Genomic DNA, 16,634 nt, shown 5'->3' with positions numbered 1-16,634 from the left:
GGCAATGGACACAACCGGCACGCACAAGGATCTGCCCTCCCGCCTTGGCGTGGATTTTGGCAACGATACCCTCGTCATTTCATCGGGCTGCGATGACGGCCGGTGCAGCCCGTTGGTGTTTCCCGGCTGGTCGGAGAATATCCCCTTCGGGGAACCGGACTGCCGGTCGCCAGGTATTCCGGTCTGCATCCGGTTCACGGAAACCGGGGAGCGGATCCTCGGGGTGTCAGCCGACTGCGGCGATCCTGCATCTTCCCTGTGCACGGGCCGGTGGATGCGGAAATATGTGCTGGAGAACAGTCCGGTACGGATGCCGGACGGGGGGAGCAGGGGGATGCGGTACCAGGATGCAGGTGAAGTGTTTCTCCGGGAGGTCCTGGCCCGGGCCGTCCGGGAGACCGGCAGGAGCGCCGGCATCGTCTTCACAATCCCTGACGGTGCACCGGAGCAGTATATCCAGTGGCTCGGGCGCATTGCCGGGGCCGCAGGTGCTCCTTCCTGGCAGGCAATCGATGAATCCCGGGCGGTTGTTACCGGATACGGAATGGTTCCGTCACCCGGGGATGGCTTCCTCATCCTCCGCTGCGATGAACTGGAGCTCGATGCATCGGTAGTCGTTGCGGCGGATCCATCTGACGGGGGAGCGTCCCCGGCAATGGTTGTGCGGGGAAGGGCCACAGAGCCGACAGGGTGCGGGGCGATCGACAGCTGGATCGCCCGCGACCTGATGGTGCGGGACCGCAGGGGATGGAGCAGTGCAGGCAGCCGGGGGGTGCCGATTCCACCCGCACTCCTCCTGGCCGCACGGGATATCCGGTCGCAGCTGACCCACCCGGTCACGGTTCCCGCGGATCGTCCCGATGCAGGATACTCAAACGCCCCCGTGCCGGAATTCTCACGGGAAGACCTTGCCCTTATCCTTGACGCGAACGGATTCTTTACGTCCCTTGATCGGACAATCGATCGCGCCTTTGCCCGGGCACGATCCCGCGGCTTTGATGACCAGGCGCTCAGGGCAGTCCTCCTCACCGGCAACGGGTGCGCACTCCCTGCTGTGCAGGCTGCTGCCAGGAAACGGTTTGCTGCACTGCCGGTCCATTGCGACCATCCCCTCGATGCAGCAGCACGCGGGGCCGCTCTCTCTGCACCATCAGCACAGGATCCGGGCCGGATCCGGCGCGATTATGCGCTCCGGTACTGGGACCCTGCAGCCCGGGAACACCGGTACCGCTTCCTTGTGCACGGCGGGGCCCGGTTCCCGAGCGCCGGGCAGGTGGCCCGGGTCACCATCTGCGCAGCCTATGACGGGCAGGCCCAGCTGGGTATTCCCCTGTACGAGATGCCTGCACCGCAGGGAGACGGCATATCAGCGCTCGAGCTGGTTGCCGATAAAGCAGGAGGCATCCGGCTTGCAGGACCGTCACCGGATTCCGGTGCCCGGGGCAGGCCGGTGCCGGTGAACGGGGGAATCCCGGTCTACCTGGCGGCATCGCCGCCGGCAGTGAAAGGGGAGCCCCGTTTCGAACTGACGTTTACCATCGATGCAGAAAGATGCCTCTGCGTCACGGTACGCGATCTTGCCACGGGCAGGCTGCTGAAAAAGGATGAGGCGTTACATACGCTGATGTGAATGACAAAGGAGTGAGGAGTGAACTGACCATGGAGATGCAGGAACTGGAAATCACGATAGACAACGAAGGACGGATACAGGTAAAAGTGACCGGGGCGCACGGTGCCGGCTGCCTGGAAATGACGAAGAACCTGGAGAATGCTGCGGGAGAGGTGGAGAACCGGGAGTTCCTGCCCGCGTATTACGAGCAGCCGGTCTCCACGCAGGAGCACGAGTACATCCGGAGAACCTGAACCTCAGGAAGATAGTTCCCGTACCTTTGCAATGTTGCCCCGATCGTCCCGCCTGTCGTCCACAGGAGTTTCGCAGACAAGCGGGAGGGTGGCAAAGACCCTGTTATGCAGGATATGCCGGAACCCGTCCTCCCCGATAAACCCGAGGCCGATGTGTTCGTGCCGGTCAAGGCCGCTGCCCCGGTCGCCCTTGGTGTCGTTCAGGTGGATAACCCGGAGATTCTCCAGGCCAACCTGCTCGTCAAGCTGCGCAAGCGTTTCGGAAATCCCTTCCTCAGTCCGGAGCTCGTAGCCCGCCGCGAACGCATGGCAGGTGTCAAAGCAGATCCCGATCCGCTTCTTCTCTTCGATCCCGTCCATGATCCCCCGGATGTGCTCGAAACTGCTGCCCACGCTGTTCTTCTCCCCCGCGGTATTTTCAAGGATCAGCTGCACGGCATTGTCCGATTCGCCGAGCGCCGTGTTGATCGCCGTGATTACCCGGACGCGTCCTCCTGCGATACCGTCGCCGAGGTGGTGGCCGAGATGGGTCACCAGGTAGGGGATCCCGAGCGTGCCGCACCGGCCGAGTTCGGCAGTCAGGGCAGAGACCGATTTCTCCCAGATATCGGGTTTGGGCGAGGCAAGGTTCGGGAGGTAGGGCATGTGGTCGACCGGAATGAGGCTGGTGGTGCGGATCTTTGTGCGGAATGTTTGGGCAACCTCGCCGGGAACGGGCTGGTATGCCCATCCCCGGGGGTTGCGCGAGAACATCTGGAACACATCGCACCCGGCATCCTTGGCCCGGTCCACAGCGAGATCGAGGGAGCCGGCGATCGAGACGTGGACCCCGACTTTCACCATGCCGCTCTGCGCTCCTTTCGGATCATCTGATCAGGAATCGGGTGCAGGGGTATTTGGGGATTGTGATTGGGGAAAAGCCCATTGATGCTGAGAACAACACCGGGTTCTTTTTTGGGGGATAACACCAATCCGGTATACATGAAGGTGACGTTCCTTGGCACCAACGGCTGGTACGACAGCGTGACCGGCAATACCGTCTCGGTGCTCGTGCAGTCGGAGGAGTTTGATATCATTCTCGATGCCGGCAACGGTATCGCAAAGGCAGACCGGTACATCACGCAGGACAAGCCGGTATTCCTTTTCCTCAGCCACATGCATATCGACCATATCGCCGGCCTCCACACTCTCTGCAAGTTCCGGTTCCGTAAGGGACTGAAGGTCTTCACGCAGGCAGGAACGCTGGGGCAGCTTGAGACGTTCGTCAACGAGCCATACACCGTGCCGTTCAAAGAGCTCCCGTTCAAAAATGAAGTTCGCGAACTCACTGAAGGAACGCACCACCTTCCCTTCACGGTCACCTGCCTCCCGCTCGTCCATCCGGCACCCTGTCTCGGGTACCGTCTGGAACTCGAAGGGAAGGTGATCGCGTACTGCACGGACACCGGTGTCTGCGACAATGCCGTGAGCCTCGGCCGCAATGCCGACCTGCTGATCACGGAATGCGGGCTGAAACCCGGCGAGGAGAGCCCGGGGTGGCCGCACCTGAACCCGGAGATGGCGATCGCGATCACGAAAGAGGCGGGTGCACGGCGGCTTGCCCTCACGCACTTTGGGGCAGAGGTGTACCGGACGCTTGAAGAGCGGAGGGCGGTTGAGGAGCGGTTTGCACCGGAGTGCCCGGGGCTTGTCGTGGGTGCCGATGATATGACCATCGACGTGTAAATAATTCTGTTTTCAGGTAGTCCCGGTGGTTAAAAGCACGATTTACAGGAGTTCCGGCCCGGCGTCGCGCGCTTCGTATTCCGGACCGGAAAAATTGCCGAGTATGCCGGTTCCGTGAACGTTTAACCGGTCTTTTCCCGGTATGACTTCGACCTTTTTCTCAGTCACCAGCAAGCATATATTCTCGTTTTTTATTACAGCTAGTATATACATGCCTGTCAATTCCTGTTCACGAATGGCAAGGAGGATCCGGCAGATCGGGTACGCCGGCATCACTGCTGCCCGTCACACCGGGCTCTTCTGTATTTCCATGCTCTTTCGTGTACGCGATGATGGGGACTGTGCTCCGGCATATCATCCGGAGTATGGCGGGAGACGGAGTTTTTCACCCTCTCTCCAGCGTATTGCAAAGTCCATATGGGATGGTGGAACTACAGATCGCCGGCTCCGGGGAAAACCGTTCGGGTGCCCGTGCCGGTATTGTACCCGACATAAACGGAATACAACACTGAATACCGGGCCGGTGTCCTGAATCCGGCACGGGTAACGGGCCAGAGGTCTGCCGTACGCCACGTGCCGGGAACCGGGGGGCCGCTGCATACAGCAGGGGCTCCGCCGGTCCGGCTCACGGGTATTCCACAGACTCCAGCGAAAGCTCTCGTTCGCAGGAACGATGGCCGGAAAACAGCACAGGTGTGAATTGCTTGACAGCTCATGATGATGAAACCATAGCGGGATCCCCCGGGACCCTGGGGCGGAGAAGCGAAGGCGTTGCCGGGCCTTCCCGTGAGGTATCGAAACGGGACCAGCAGCCGTCCGGTGCGGGAGGTGCAGGACGGGAGAATGAGGAACTGCGGTGGGCGAGGACTCTCCCAGCTATGACCCCGCCCGTGAGTACATCACCCTCCCAGGCCGGCTCAAGAAGCGGCTCGATGAGATGGACCGGCGGATCGCCACGTTCCCGCAGCGGCGGTGGATGTGATGCCGCGAAGACCAGCCCTCGTAAAACCGGACATCCCGCTCTTCCTCATCTCGTCCGTGATACGGTAGGAGATCAAGAAAGCCGGTGAAGAACTGGAGCGGATTGTCGTAAAGAAGACCGGCCGGCATTTCTACAATCTTGCCATCCATACGCGGTCTGTCAGTCGCGAGTTGCGGGCCGGTGTGATGAGGGTTGGTGTGCCGGAGTGCGGCGGGGCGGGAGCGTGAGCCGGGGCCGGCCGCCGGCCCGGGGTCTCGACGTCGCGCTTCCCGTTGCCCGGGCCCTGGGAGGACTGGTCATGCAGTTTGTCCAGGATGATGAGTGCCCTGCGGATTTCGTGATCATCATTGGCGGGAAGGATATTTTCATCCGGCTCCGGAGGGCGGTCCCTTTCCGGAGATCCGTGGCAGAACTCGAAGCGGAGTTCCGCGACCTGATCCGGCTGCTGCGCAGTATTCCGGGACGCAGGGAGTTCTGGATATATTCCAAAAAAGGATCGCTTCGGTTCTTCCGCGTGGATGATGCCGGTCTTGTGGAGATCGGGAGGGACGGGCTGCCCCTTCCTCTGCATGAGAATAGTGATCCCACGGGGAAGACAGGTACCGGCGGAACAACATCTCCCCCACCGGCGATATCCCCGGCTCCCACTTCTCCGTCGGAGAAACACCTGGTTTTGGAGACGGTCAAAAAGAAGCCCGCAGAGGGCTCCGTTTGACCATTTCGGGGGTTTTTGGAGGACAAATTCGCAAAAACGGGGGACAAATTCAATCCGATCTTCACGGATTACCGTCTGACGGAGAAGGGGCGCTAATAGACGCTATTGGGAGGCCGATCGGACATGAAAACGGGTTTCAGTTCGTGCCCCCCACGGGACTATCATGCCCGGATCGTTCGGTACCGGGTCCGGTTTTCTGGTGAATTTCCCGTATTTTAAAAAAACGACCGGACAACTCCCTCCATCACAAAACAAAAGCCGGTGTCCTGCATTGCAAAGGACATCGCCCAGAAAAAACAGACACGGGATCCAAATATACAAAAAAAATACCAAAAAAATTATTTGTTGGGTTTCTTCATCACCCACGCCATTTTGGCGCCCAGCGTCTTCATCGTGGCAATCCCTTCATCATCCTCCTTCACTTCTCCGGCCTCGCGACCGATGCCCACATTCCAGTAGGACGAGCCGGGCACCACCATCCGGCTGATGATGAAGAAATGGTTCATGGTATCGAAAGCATGGATCACGCCGCCGCGCCGGACCGCGACAACCGCAGCCCCGACCTTGCGCCGGAACATGTCGTCGTTTACCTTTGCCGCATACCCGGACCGGTCGATCAGGGCCTTCATCTCGGTCGAGACATCGGCAAAATACGTGGGCGATGCAAGGATGAGCCCGTCCGCGTCCGCCATCTTTTCAATACAGTTGTTCGCGATGTCCCCCTTGGCCGCGCACCTGCCATCCTTCTTCTCGAAACACTTGCCGCACGCAATGCAGCTGTGGATCTTCTTAACTGCAAGCTGGACAAGTTCCATCTTGATCCCTTCCTTTTTCAGTTCCCTGAAGACCGCGCTGACTAGGATCGCGGTGTTCCCATCCTTACGCGCACGGCCGTTGAATGCAACAACCTTCATACTAATATCCTGTACTATCCCTGTCTTGCGTGCCGGTATAAAACGCCGGGGGAGTAGTTGACCCATAGATTTAACCGATTCTGTACAGATTCAGCACGGTTTTCGTGCGCCACCTTATGAGCTCATGCGCTAAATGGTGTTGCAACATGAATACACGTATACAGTTTTCCGATTTCAACCTCTCGCGCGAGATCGGAAAAGCAATAGAAGATATGGGCTTCGAAGAGCCCTCGCCTATCCAGGCACTCGCCATCCCTCTCATCCAGGCCGGTCGTGACGTGACTGCCCAGGCACAGACCGGCACCGGCAAAACCGCAGCATTCGGCATTCCCACAATCGAGAAGATAGATCCGACACGTCGTGTCGTGCAGGCCATCGTACTCTGCCCGACCCGTGAACTTGCGATCCAGATCGCAGAAGAGTTCTCCCATCTCCTTGCCCACCTCCCCCGTATCACAGTCCTGCCGATTTACGGCGGCCAGCCCATCGAGCGCCAGCTGCGGGCCCTGCAATCCGGCGTCCACATCGTGATCGGCACACCCGGTCGCGTGATGGACCACCTCAACCGCCGCACGCTCAGGCTCGACGACGTAGCAACAGTTGTCCTTGACGAGGCCGACCAGATGCTCGACATGGGATTCCGGGACGACATCGAACTGATCCTCCGGAAGATCCCGCAGAAACGCCAGACCCTCATGTTCTCGGCCACCATGCCAAAGCCGATCCTGGAGATCTCCCAGAAGTTCCAGACAAAGCCGGAGTTCGTCCGGGTCGAGTATGCTGAGCTGACCGTGCCGCAGACCGAACAGTCCTATATCGAGGTGCGGGAGCGCGACAAACTGGACACGCTCTGCCGGCTCATCGATATGGCTGACCCGAACCTCGCGATCATCTTCTGCAACACCAAGCGCCGCGCGGAGGAACTCTCCGGGAAGGTCAGGGCCCGGGGATATCGCGCAGACGAGCTGCACGGCGACATGAAACAGTCCCAGCGGGACCGGGTCATGGGCGGGTTCCGCAAGGGCACCATCGAGATCCTGATCGCAACCGATGTGGCTGCACGGGGTATCGATGTTGACGACGTGGACATGGTGATCAATTTCGATGTGCCGCAGGATGTGGAATATTACGTTCACCGCATAGGCCGGACCGGCAGGGCGGGCAAGAGCGGTAAGGCGATCACCTTTGTCACCCCCAAGGACTTTACCAAGCTCCGGGAGATCATGCACTACGCAAAGGTCCAGATCGCCCGTATGCCGGTGCCGTCCCAGAGCGATGTCGCCCAGTCCAAGACCCGGGCGGTCTTCGAGCAGGTGCGCGAGACGATCCAGGCAGGCGGCCTCGAGCAGTTCGTGCGGATCATCGAGACTGAGGCCGAGGGCGACGTCAGCACGGTGGATATTGCCGCCGCGCTTCTCAAGATGCAGATGGAACTCGGAACAGAGCTGACTGCAGAGAAACCATCCGGGGAGGTCGATTTCGGCGATACCGGTGCAGAGCATGGCATGGTCAGGTTCTTCCTCGGCGTAGGAAGAATGCACAAGGTCGCCCCCAAGGACATTGTCGGGGCAATTGCCGGTGAGACCGGGATTCCCGGGAAAGCGATCGGGGCGATCCGGATCCTCGATTCCTACTCCTTTGTCGAAGTGCCAAAAGAGAATGCTGCGGAAGTCTACAACATTATGAAGGACCGGACAATCCGCAACCAGCCCACCGGGATTGAACCCGCATCGGGAAAACGAGCGTAATATTCCATTCTTTTCTTTTTTCGGTGTTTACACGAAATCGATCTGAATCTATCCTGCCCTGAAGAAATCCTTACAAATAGTAACACTCTGGGGGGTTTCACGGTCCAGGATTTCCTGAGGGTAATACACAATTGACTGTTATTTACGGTGGAAATTATTTGTCTGGAATTTTTAAAAAACTAAAATCGAAGTATTTATTTTGGACTGAATAATTCTTATCTGAATATGGATACAGATAAAAAAAATACCCCCATTGGAATCATAATTCTCGGTATTCTCTCGAGTCTCTTTGGATTGATGCAAGTACGGAGAGGTCTTGGTCTGGCAATATACCCCTCATATCGTGGTATTTTAGGTCTGATTCTCGGGACCATACTGATTGTTAAAGAAAAAAAGTGCCCCGGGGTAGTTACAGGCGCTTTATTGTGATGTTCTGCTCGGCATGGCGCTCATTGATCCCGTGCGCGATCCGCATCATGCCAAAGACCGCAAGATAGAGGCCGGTGAGGAGGGCCAGCGTATCAATACCGGCCGCGGGGTTGAGGATGATCACTGTGCCAAGAAGGATGGCAAAGAATCCCATAAAGGCGATAACCAGCCGGACCATGAGATCCTCGATGATGACATAGCTGACGACCGCCTCGATGATCCCAAAGAGGAACAGGAACCGTCCAAGCGCGATACCGGTCGCAATGACAAGAAGGGAGGGGACGGCAATAACGAGAAGACCAAAAAGGATACCGATAATTCCAAGGATCAATATTCCCCACCTGGGCAGGCCTTCGCGATCAATGAACAGGCTTTCAGCAAAGAGAATGCCGGCAAGCATAATGATGGCAATCCCGGCGAATAGTGAGAACATGCCGGTGACAAAACCCGGGAAAAAGAGCAGGATCATCCCGGTTAAGAGTGTGAGAAAACCCAGGCTTATCATTGATTTCCACCTGAGCGGATGCGGTTCATTCATGGTACAACGTCGACATCCCGCCTGATATTAATTTCGACGGTGTTTTTTTATTTTATTTTTAAAAAGTATGCGCATGCAAAAAATAATTGCAAAAAACCATGCCGCAGCACCTTGCTTGACAAAACCCTCAAATACCCTCCCGGGAAACCATCCGGTATGAATAAGATACTGACTATTGCATTCACGCTGATGCTCTGCATGGTCCTCACGCTTGCGGCGGGATGTTCCCAGCCTGCAGCGCCGGTTGCAACACCGGCACCGACCACCGTCCAGACCACGGAAATAACCGTAGCCCCGACGACCATGGCCACCACCCCCGCATCCGTCACGCCCGGGCCTACCCAGACGCTCCCCGAGATCTGGAGCATTGAGGTCCAGGTGCAGAGCAACGGGGAAGCGATCGACCCGGAGATCACCACCACCCTCCGCGGAGGAAAGGGTATGAACGTAGTTCCTGAGATCGATGTCCAGATCACGCGGTCTGACGGGGTCGTTGAGAATGACAAGATGGTCAAGCCGCTCTTTGTCGGAAAAAATATCGCTCTTCCCGGAACGACGTCGAATAACGACAGGGCTGAAGTCTGGGCGATCACTCCCAACGGGGACAGGGTGAAGATCTACGACGCTTACATACCGTTCCGGTCGTATAACTGATTTTTTCTCATTTTTTTTAGTTATGTTTCGGACTGGTCGTCCAGTTGTCCCACATATAACGTTATGATGGGGATGAAAATCCCGACCGAATGGCATATCCCTGAGGTTCATCACCAAACGGGGGCATCAGGACAGTTCAGATACCATTCGCGATAACAAAAAGGCCGATCAGAACACCTGCCACTTTCACAATAACCTGTATGCTTTTTCCTACGCTCCTTGTATGGAGGAGGCAGGCCGGGATTATTAGGTACTTTCATTACCGGCAGAGGGGGAGATCGTCATAACGTGTTTTGAGCGGCAGTCTTCCCAAAGCGGATTTCATCAAAGATTATCTCAGCCTGAAAATTCAGTGCCACGGATGCGGGTGAGCGCAGTGAGGTTCAAAATGGAACAGGTCAGTCCTGTTCGTTTTTTTCCTGATTTTTTTCCTGATATCTTCGTATATCCCTGTCCGCGAAAAAATATATATCATGAGAAATCCAGTTCCCTCCATCCACAGTGCAGGTTCCCTCAGGCGTAATGCCAGCGGGACGCGGGAATGGTCCAAAAAAACGGAGGGGAGCGTGATGGGATGTCAGCATGCGGGTGAATCCCGCTGGGTAATCATTTCAGACCCTGTGCAGGGATCGGATGAGGAAGAATACGGCATCGTGCTGGAGAGGGTACAGAAAGACCGCCGATCCCTGGTCGGGAATAATTATTACTTCATCCGGGTCAGGTGTTCAAACCCGTGCCTGTGCAGGATTCCGGCGTCCCCGCACCAGGTTCCCCGGGAAGAAACACTGGATCACGAATGTCATGGGATCTCCGACCACGAGCTGGAGGAGGCAATCCGGAAACTGGTGGGTGATCCCCGCCCGGATGGCTGTTTCCAGATATCCGGGCATATAGAACGCAAAATCCGGGTCCTGCTGGAATTTGAATAACGGGAAACCGGGTGGCCGGATGATCTGCGGGTATCCGTGATCACTACATCCATTGTTTTTTCTCATCTGCTGTTGAATAAAATGGAGACGATCCCTGATCGTGCAGGGATCAAAGAAGCGGGATAATAACCTGGTGAAACCTCGATGGGAACAGCACTGCTCACCGATCTCTATGAACTGACGATGGCGCAAAGTTACCTCGAGCATGGCAAAACCGGCACGGCGGTCTTTTCCCTCTTTTGCCGAACCCTCCCGGGCGAAAGGAATTTTCTTGTCGCATGCGGGCTTGAAACGCTCATCAATAAGCTTGGGGAGTTCCGTTTTACTGATGAAGACCTCGCGTACCTTGACAGCCTCGGCATATTCAGTAGTGAGTTCCTTGAGTATCTCCGCAGGTACCGGTTCGCCGGGAACCTGTATGCGGTGCCGGAAGGTACGATTGTCTTCCAGAACGAACCTCTTGTCCAGATAGAGGGGCCTCTCCCCGAGATCCAGATCCTCGAGACGCTGGCACTCAACTGCATCCATTTCGAAACCCTTGCTGCATCCAAAGCCGCGAGGATAACGGTTACAAGCCGGGGGAAACGTATTGTTGATTTCGGTTTCCGTCGCTCCCATATGCCGGAAGCCGGGATTGCAGCGGCCCGGGCCGCATTCATTACCGGATTTTCCGGGACTTCGAACCTTGAGGCTGGCCGTTTGTATAGTATCCCGGTCGTCGGGACAATGGCGCATTCATATGTAATGCTGTTTGCGAGCGAAGAGGCTGCCTTCAGGGCATACCATGCTTCATTCCCGGACCGGGGACTGTTCCTGATCGATACCTATGATGCACTCGCCTGCACGGACACGGTCATCCGGCTCGCGAAGGAGGGTATGTCGGTTACGGGGGTCAGGATCGACAGCGGGAATATTCCGGAACAGGCAACCGCGATCAGGAAGCGCCTTGACGTGGCCGGCCTGTCCCGGATAAAGATCTTTGTCAGCAACGGTGTTGACGAGTACTCGATTGACCAATGGCTGGCGGCAGGCATTCCCATCGATTCATTCGGTGTAGGAACGCATTTCATCACGTCATCGGATGCACCCTACCTCGACATGATCTACAAACTCGTGGAATATGAGGGGGAGCCCAGATCCAAGAGCAGCCCGGGCAAGGCCACGTTCCCGTACCGCCGGCAGATTCAACGCCATTATGCGGGCGGGATCATGGAACATGACGAGGTGGTGGTTGCGGGCGATGAAGAGGGGAAGGGACTGGTCAGGGTATATCTCCGGCACGGAAAACCAGTTCTGCCGCTTCCGTCACTGGCAGCGATCCGTGCAACATACGAGAACGGGGTCGCACAGGTCCCTGAACACCTGAAGAAGCTTGCAAAAGAAGAATATCCTGTTATCGTGCAGCAGAAACGCGGACAGGGCCGGCCATAAACGATCGGGAGCCCGGCCTTTGTGGTACAAAAAAACAATACCATGCCCTGCCAAATGTCCCCATAGCGAATACGATGTGATCACCATTTCCCTTGTACCGATTCCTTTCCGTAGTTCAGCCCTCACCCAGGAGCGCAACAGTCTCTTTGAGTACCCCATGGAACGTCTTGCCGCCATCATCCGGGAGATCGGATTTACGTGCACCGCTTGCGCAAAATGCTGCACCCGTGAGTTCAACGGCCATGTCTTTCTGCTCGATCGCGATGTTGCCACGGTCAGGTCGATCGATCCGGAGGCCCTCGAGCCGGCCCCGGACCCGGAATTCTGCGACCAGAACGGGACATTCTATGTCTCCGGGTATGCCCTGAAAGCAAAGACGGACGAACATGGTTCCTGCTGGTTTCTTGAAAACGGCCGTTGCCGTATCTATGACAGCCGGTTTGCCATCTGCCGCATCTACCCGTATATGCTCCACCGCGAGCCGGATGAAACCGGGAAGGTGGACTGGCGGCAGATCTCCGGGCTCAATCACCACGGAGAGTACGGGCAGGTGATTCCTGACGAGGAAGCCATCGCCAGTGCACGGGAGACAAAGGAATACGAGAATGCATTCCTGACCCAGGAGATCAGCTTTCTTGAATGTATCCAGGAGCACTTCGCCCGGCACAAACTCAGGCATGTGCAGAAGATCTATGATGACCGGATGCGGGCCTTTGTAAAAGGCGGGGTGATCCGGGTGATGGTCTATTACGACGGCGGATTTGAAGAGCACCTGATCCGCAATGACTAAAATACCGCAAAGACGGGACGGGTCGTTCCCCGAACAGTACCTAACAGTACCTTGAAGAGCCGGGATACCAATCACTCTGCTGATACCAATGGCCCAGTCACCCGATGATCCCCTCATGGGAAAGAAAGCACCACCGTTTTGCCTGCCGGATGCAGAAGAGTCCCGGGTATGTCTCGGCAGTTTCCAGGGAAAATGGATAGTGCTGTATTTTTACCCGAAGGATAATACCCCTGGCTGCACCGTGGAAGCGATGCAGTTCAATGCTGCACTTGAAAAGTTTGCGGAACTCGGTGCGCAGGTCATAGGAATCAGTGCAGATTCTCCCGCGAGCCACCAGAAATTTGCCGAGAGGCACAGCTTGTCCATCCTGCTCCTTTCCGATACGAACCACACGGTACTTGATGCATACGGTTCCTGGAAACCAAAGACCCTGTTTGGCAAGGAGTTTCTCGGGACGCAGAGGGATACGTTCCTGATCGATCCTGAAGGCATCATCGTTGCTGTCTGGCGAAAGGTCAGCCCGAAAGGGCACGCGGAGGACGTCAAAGCAGTGTTACTTGCGAAAAAGAAGGAAGTTTCCTAAAAAACCTTCATGGCAGATCGCATTTATTCCCTTTTTTCATCCGTGCCCAGCCGGTCCCAGAAGCCGGTCAGTACCTGCCAGAGTTTTTCCCGCAATTCACCGGTCTGCCCATATACGAGTCCATGGATAGGATCCGGATCCACGCAAGGTTCATACAGGGACCGGTTGATCTCAATCTGGATCCAGGGAATACCTTTTCGCCAGTAATGCGCATTAGAGATGAAACCCCCGGAGAACGGGGTGTTGATCGCGACGGCATCCTCAGGAAATTCCGGGGAAAATTCCCTGCGGAATTCCCCGGCAAGCGCATGTATCCATGTTTCAGGACAGGTAGTAATACCCCCGTTCACTGCCAGACCCCGGGGGTCTCCGTTGTTTCCCAGACAGACCAGGGGTCGCTTCTTACCTGCATCCTTCTGTTCGGGGGATCCGAACGGAAGCATCGTGTGGCAGTCGAACGCGATTTTGATCCCGTTCGTATCGATCAGTTCGTCGATCCGCTGGTGATACGGGAAGTACCATTCCATCATAAGACGGTGGATCGTGTGCATGTCAGGGAACTGGCCTGCGCGGTAGACCGGTTTGCCATCGATAGTACGTACTTTGATGATACCATCCGGGTCATGGGGTGGAACGGGCAGCGGGGGCCGGTTGAGATCGACCACCATGCGGGAGACGGGGGTGTCGATCACCGCCCCGGCTGCACTACCGAAATGGAACAGCGTCCGTGTGTCTGGATCACTGTAATAGGCGACCTCCTGCTGGTCCAGGGCAAACCTGTCTGCTACGAGAGGAGGGATCGCGGTACCGCCATGCGGGATGGAGATGAGGAATGGATACTGCATTCTTATCCTGTCTGAAGATGGGAGTAAGGGTTTGTTAATCTTTGGATAGGGTGCCGTTGCACACCAGGTTATCTACAAGGAATAAACGCACATTTTTTGTGGGATCTCTGTTGAAAATGTTCAACTCCCTCAACATTACCGGCCCTGCCGTTCCCAGACCGGTTCACCGGCATAGGTAATCTTTTGTATGCGATGATAGGGTATGTATTTTGTAATTTCTCCGGAACCGATCTCAAAATAGTACGATTCGAGTACCCGTATAGCACTCCCGTTTACGCATGAGCGGTCGCCAAGTGCCCCGCGATCGACATAGCATACCATAACATCAGCAAAGACATACCGCGGATCATGCCAGTATTGCAGGAGCAGTTCGTGGCTTGTGAGCATTACGCATCAGCGTACCTGATGGGCAATGGACTCTTGGACGCAATCAATATTTCCTCATCCTGCAACAGGATGGGGACGAATCGGGAATCAAGGTGCATTTCCTTTTGAACCGGCCAGACCGGGAATGTTATTAAAAGGTATTGTTTTTTAGTTTGTGCCATTTATATAGGGTTTTCCAGTGGAAGGAAAGGGGTATAAAAGTATTATGGATTTGCCGGATTAACGGGATACGCCAGAATATAATATGAAATTTCTAAAACTGTATCAAAATACGCGATTTTCTTTACAGAGTATTTTATAGAAGGTGCAACCGTTCTCGAAAACTGCGTGAAGAGTCCTGTGGATGCTCCCTTATGAATGAGAAGGAGAACACCTGATTCCTTTCGTGATTACAGCAGTTCCGAAAGTAACATCCGGCATAAAAAATTGATAGTGCGGCACCCGGGATTAATGACAGAAAATACTCTTATGGAAAGCGGGACGAGGTACTCTACCACAGGTTACTGGCACCTCGCATTCCCTGTGCACGGGTTGCATTCAACAGTTTCCAGAAATACCAGATAACGGAACACAGATACCGATGCAGAAACCAGAATCGACCGATGGCACCCTCGCTGAACCTGCTGAACCTGATACGGGCAGTCCGGGACCGGTAACCGATGAAATCTGCCGGAATCCGACGGATGCCCTGACCGGGACCGAAAAGGGAATAGTTCTCCTGATTGCGGTTCTTGCGGGATTCCTGACCCCGTTTGACGGGGCAGCAGTAAACATCGCACTCCCTACGATCGGGTCAGAATTCCACATGGACGTCATCTCCCTTTCGTGGATCGCAACCGCATATCTCCTTGCGGCAGCGCTCTTCCTTGTCCCGTTCGGAAAGATTGCAGACATTTACGGAAGAAAAAAGATCTTCCTGTATGGCATCGGCATTTTCGCAGCCGCTTCATTTGCAATGACCATGGTTCCTTCCACGAACGTGATGATAGTAATTCGTATCATCCAGGGTCTTGGGGGCGGGATGATCTTCGGGACTACGGTTGCTATTCTCAGCTCGGTCTTCCCGCCCGGAGAGCGGGGAAAAGCTCTCGGCATCTACATAACCTCAGTATACTTCGGCCTCTCGCTGGGTCCTTTTCTCGGGGGCGTCCTGACCCAGTACTTCGGCTGGAGGAGTATCTTCTTTGTGAACGTCCCCATCGGGATCGCGGCTATTCTCCTTGTCACCTGGAAACTGAAAGGAGACTGGGCCGAGTGCCGGGGCGAGCGCTTTGACCTGACCGGGTCTGTCATCTATGGGATCGCAATTGTTGCAGTCATGTACGGGCTCTCCGTTGCAACCGAAGGTGCAGGATACACATTCCTTCTCACCGGGATAGCGGCAGGGATCCTGTTTGTCCTGTACGAACGGAGGATCTCCTTCCCGGTCCTTGATATGAGACTGTTCACCGGAAACCGGATCTTTGCGTTCTCCAATCTTGCTGCATTGATCAACTACAGTGCAACATATGCGGTCACGTTCCTGTTAAGCCTCTATCTCCAGTACACCAACGGCTTCACTCCTGAGAGTGCCGGGCTGATCCTGATAGCGCAACCCGCTTTCCAGGCCATTGTTTCCCCGATCGCAGGAAAACTGTCGGATCGTATTGAGCCCGCGGTGGTTGCATCGGCAGGAATGGCACTCACAGCGGCAGGTCTTTTTCTCCTGATATTCCTTACGGAAACAACCACTCTCTGGTACCTCATCCTCTGCCTCATCATACTGGGGGCGGGATTCGGTCTCTTCTCTTCCCCGAATACGAACGCCATCATGAGCGCTGTCGAAAAGCGCAATTACGGGGTTGCATCGGGGATGGTCGGAACGATGCGTCTCCTTGGGCAGATGTTATCGATGGGGATTGCGATGCTGGTCTTTGCCGTGATCATCGGCCCGGTAGAAATAACGCCCGCGTATTACCCACAGTTCATGACAAGTATGCACATCGGGTTCATCCTCTTTGCGATCTTCTGCCTGGTGGGAATCTTCTTCTCACTGGTCAGGGGAAAAATGCACAGGACCTCGTGATTCCACCGGCCCTGCGCTTCCTCCTTCCATCAGCTG

General features: G+C 55.8%; 19 protein-coding genes. 13 read left to right on the top strand and 6 right to left on the bottom strand.

Annotation, left to right across the window (positions count from 1 at the left end):
* The first annotated feature begins 4 nt into the window (after positions 1-4).
* Both ABSE13_RS06080 and ABSE13_RS06075 read left to right on the top strand, forming a co-directional pair.
* Positions 5-1,630 carry an Hsp70 family protein gene (locus tag ABSE13_RS06080; protein ID WP_424027613.1) on the top strand — a complete coding sequence of 542 codons (1,626 nt, stop codon included), beginning with the start codon at positions 5-7 and terminating at the stop codon, positions 1,628-1,630.
* Positions 1,627-1,863 carry a DUF2997 domain-containing protein gene (locus tag ABSE13_RS06075; RefSeq protein ID WP_424027612.1) on the top strand — a complete coding sequence of 79 codons (237 nt, stop codon included), beginning with the start codon at positions 1,627-1,629 and terminating at the stop codon, positions 1,861-1,863. The genes ABSE13_RS06080 and ABSE13_RS06075 overlap by 4 nt, the downstream gene beginning before the upstream one ends.
* 3 nt (positions 1,864-1,866) lie before the next feature.
* Here the strand turns inward: ABSE13_RS06075 and ABSE13_RS06070 are convergent, their stop codons facing one another.
* Positions 1,867-2,706, bottom strand: coding sequence for a deoxyribonuclease IV (locus tag ABSE13_RS06070; protein ID WP_424027611.1), 840 nt, complete (start codon positions 2,704-2,706; stop codon positions 1,867-1,869).
* 138 nt (positions 2,707-2,844) lie between these two features.
* On the opposite strand from ABSE13_RS06070, the gene ABSE13_RS06065 reads away from it, so the two are divergent.
* Positions 2,845-3,588 carry an MBL fold metallo-hydrolase gene (locus tag ABSE13_RS06065; protein WP_424027610.1) on the top strand — a complete coding sequence of 248 codons (744 nt, stop codon included), beginning with the start codon at positions 2,845-2,847 and terminating at the stop codon, positions 3,586-3,588.
* Positions 3,589-3,630: 42 nt separating this feature from the next.
* Here the strand turns inward: ABSE13_RS06065 and ABSE13_RS06060 are convergent, their stop codons facing one another.
* Positions 3,631-3,861 carry a hypothetical protein gene (locus tag ABSE13_RS06060; RefSeq protein WP_424027609.1) on the bottom strand — a complete coding sequence of 77 codons (231 nt, stop codon included), beginning with the start codon at positions 3,859-3,861 and terminating at the stop codon, positions 3,631-3,633.
* 583 nt (positions 3,862-4,444) lie between these two features.
* Here ABSE13_RS06060 and ABSE13_RS06055 point away from each other — a divergent pair.
* On the top strand, positions 4,445-4,570 hold the full coding sequence (locus ABSE13_RS06055) for a hypothetical protein (RefSeq protein ID WP_424027608.1): 126 nt from the start codon (positions 4,445-4,447) through the stop codon (positions 4,568-4,570).
* A gap of 223 nt (positions 4,571-4,793) precedes the next feature.
* Complete coding sequence (locus tag ABSE13_RS06050; protein ID WP_424027607.1) at positions 4,794-5,285, top strand: hypothetical protein; 492 nt, start codon at positions 4,794-4,796, stop codon at positions 5,283-5,285.
* A 338-nt stretch (positions 5,286-5,623) separates the two neighbouring features.
* Here the strand turns inward: ABSE13_RS06050 and ABSE13_RS06045 are convergent, their stop codons facing one another.
* Complete coding sequence (locus ABSE13_RS06045; protein ID WP_424027606.1) at positions 5,624-6,199, bottom strand: flavodoxin family protein; 576 nt, start codon at positions 6,197-6,199, stop codon at positions 5,624-5,626.
* A gap of 146 nt (positions 6,200-6,345) precedes the next feature.
* On the opposite strand from ABSE13_RS06045, the gene ABSE13_RS06040 reads away from it, so the two are divergent.
* The gene (locus ABSE13_RS06040; protein ID WP_424027605.1) at positions 6,346-7,947 is read left to right on the top strand and encodes a DEAD/DEAH box helicase; all 1,602 of its coding nucleotides are present in this window, start codon (positions 6,346-6,348) and stop codon (positions 7,945-7,947) included.
* A 225-nt stretch (positions 7,948-8,172) separates the two neighbouring features.
* The gene (locus ABSE13_RS06035) at positions 8,173-8,376 is read left to right on the top strand and encodes a hypothetical protein (RefSeq protein ID WP_424027604.1); all 204 of its coding nucleotides are present in this window, start codon (positions 8,173-8,175) and stop codon (positions 8,374-8,376) included.
* Here ABSE13_RS06035 and ABSE13_RS06030 read toward each other — a convergent pair.
* Positions 8,357-8,881, bottom strand: a complete 525-nt coding sequence (locus ABSE13_RS06030; protein ID WP_424027603.1) for a DUF308 domain-containing protein — start codon at positions 8,879-8,881, stop codon at positions 8,357-8,359. The genes ABSE13_RS06035 and ABSE13_RS06030 overlap by 20 nt on opposite strands.
* 189 nt (positions 8,882-9,070) lie before the next feature.
* On the opposite strand from ABSE13_RS06030, the gene ABSE13_RS06025 reads away from it, so the two are divergent.
* The 5 genes from ABSE13_RS06025 to ABSE13_RS06005 all read left to right on the top strand — a co-directional run bounded on the left by ABSE13_RS06025 (position 9,071) and on the right by ABSE13_RS06005 (position 13,301).
* Positions 9,071-9,568, top strand: coding sequence for a hypothetical protein (locus ABSE13_RS06025; RefSeq protein WP_424027602.1), 498 nt, complete (start codon positions 9,071-9,073; stop codon positions 9,566-9,568).
* A gap of 473 nt (positions 9,569-10,041) precedes the next feature.
* Positions 10,042-10,497 carry a hypothetical protein gene (locus ABSE13_RS06020; protein ID WP_424027601.1) on the top strand — a complete coding sequence of 152 codons (456 nt, stop codon included), beginning with the start codon at positions 10,042-10,044 and terminating at the stop codon, positions 10,495-10,497.
* A 144-nt stretch (positions 10,498-10,641) separates the two neighbouring features.
* Entirely contained in the window at positions 10,642-11,928 is a 1,287-nt protein-coding gene (locus ABSE13_RS06015) for a nicotinate phosphoribosyltransferase (RefSeq protein ID WP_424027600.1), read from the top strand.
* Positions 11,929-11,947: 19 nt separating this feature from the next.
* Positions 11,948-12,718, top strand: a complete 771-nt coding sequence (locus tag ABSE13_RS06010) for a YkgJ family cysteine cluster protein (RefSeq protein WP_424027599.1) — start codon at positions 11,948-11,950, stop codon at positions 12,716-12,718.
* An 88-nt stretch (positions 12,719-12,806) separates the two neighbouring features.
* Entirely contained in the window at positions 12,807-13,301 is a 495-nt protein-coding gene (locus tag ABSE13_RS06005) for a peroxiredoxin (protein ID WP_424027598.1), read from the top strand.
* Positions 13,302-13,324: 23 nt separating this feature from the next.
* Here ABSE13_RS06005 and ABSE13_RS06000 read toward each other — a convergent pair whose 3' ends face one another.
* Together ABSE13_RS06000 and ABSE13_RS05995 are read right to left on the bottom strand one after the other, a co-directional pair.
* Positions 13,325-14,146 (bottom strand): N-formylglutamate amidohydrolase, encoded by an 822-nt coding sequence (locus ABSE13_RS06000; RefSeq protein ID WP_424027597.1) that lies wholly within the window; start codon positions 14,144-14,146, stop codon positions 13,325-13,327.
* 135 nt (positions 14,147-14,281) lie between these two features.
* The gene (locus tag ABSE13_RS05995; RefSeq protein ID WP_424027596.1) at positions 14,282-14,533 is read right to left on the bottom strand and encodes a DUF504 domain-containing protein; all 252 of its coding nucleotides are present in this window, start codon (positions 14,531-14,533) and stop codon (positions 14,282-14,284) included.
* A gap of 580 nt (positions 14,534-15,113) precedes the next feature.
* On the opposite strand from ABSE13_RS05995, the gene ABSE13_RS05990 reads away from it, so the two are divergent.
* Positions 15,114-16,598 carry an MFS transporter gene (locus tag ABSE13_RS05990; protein WP_424027595.1) on the top strand — a complete coding sequence of 495 codons (1,485 nt, stop codon included), beginning with the start codon at positions 15,114-15,116 and terminating at the stop codon, positions 16,596-16,598.
* Positions 16,599-16,634 lie beyond the last annotated feature (36 nt).

Origin of the sequence: Methanoregula sp., assembly GCF_049518935.1 — an archaeon.
In the GTDB taxonomy this organism is placed as follows: Archaea; Halobacteriota; Methanomicrobia; order Methanomicrobiales; family Methanospirillaceae; genus Methanoregula.
Note: the sequence above shows the minus strand (reverse complement) of the source record. Positions and strands in the feature narration are given on the sequence as shown.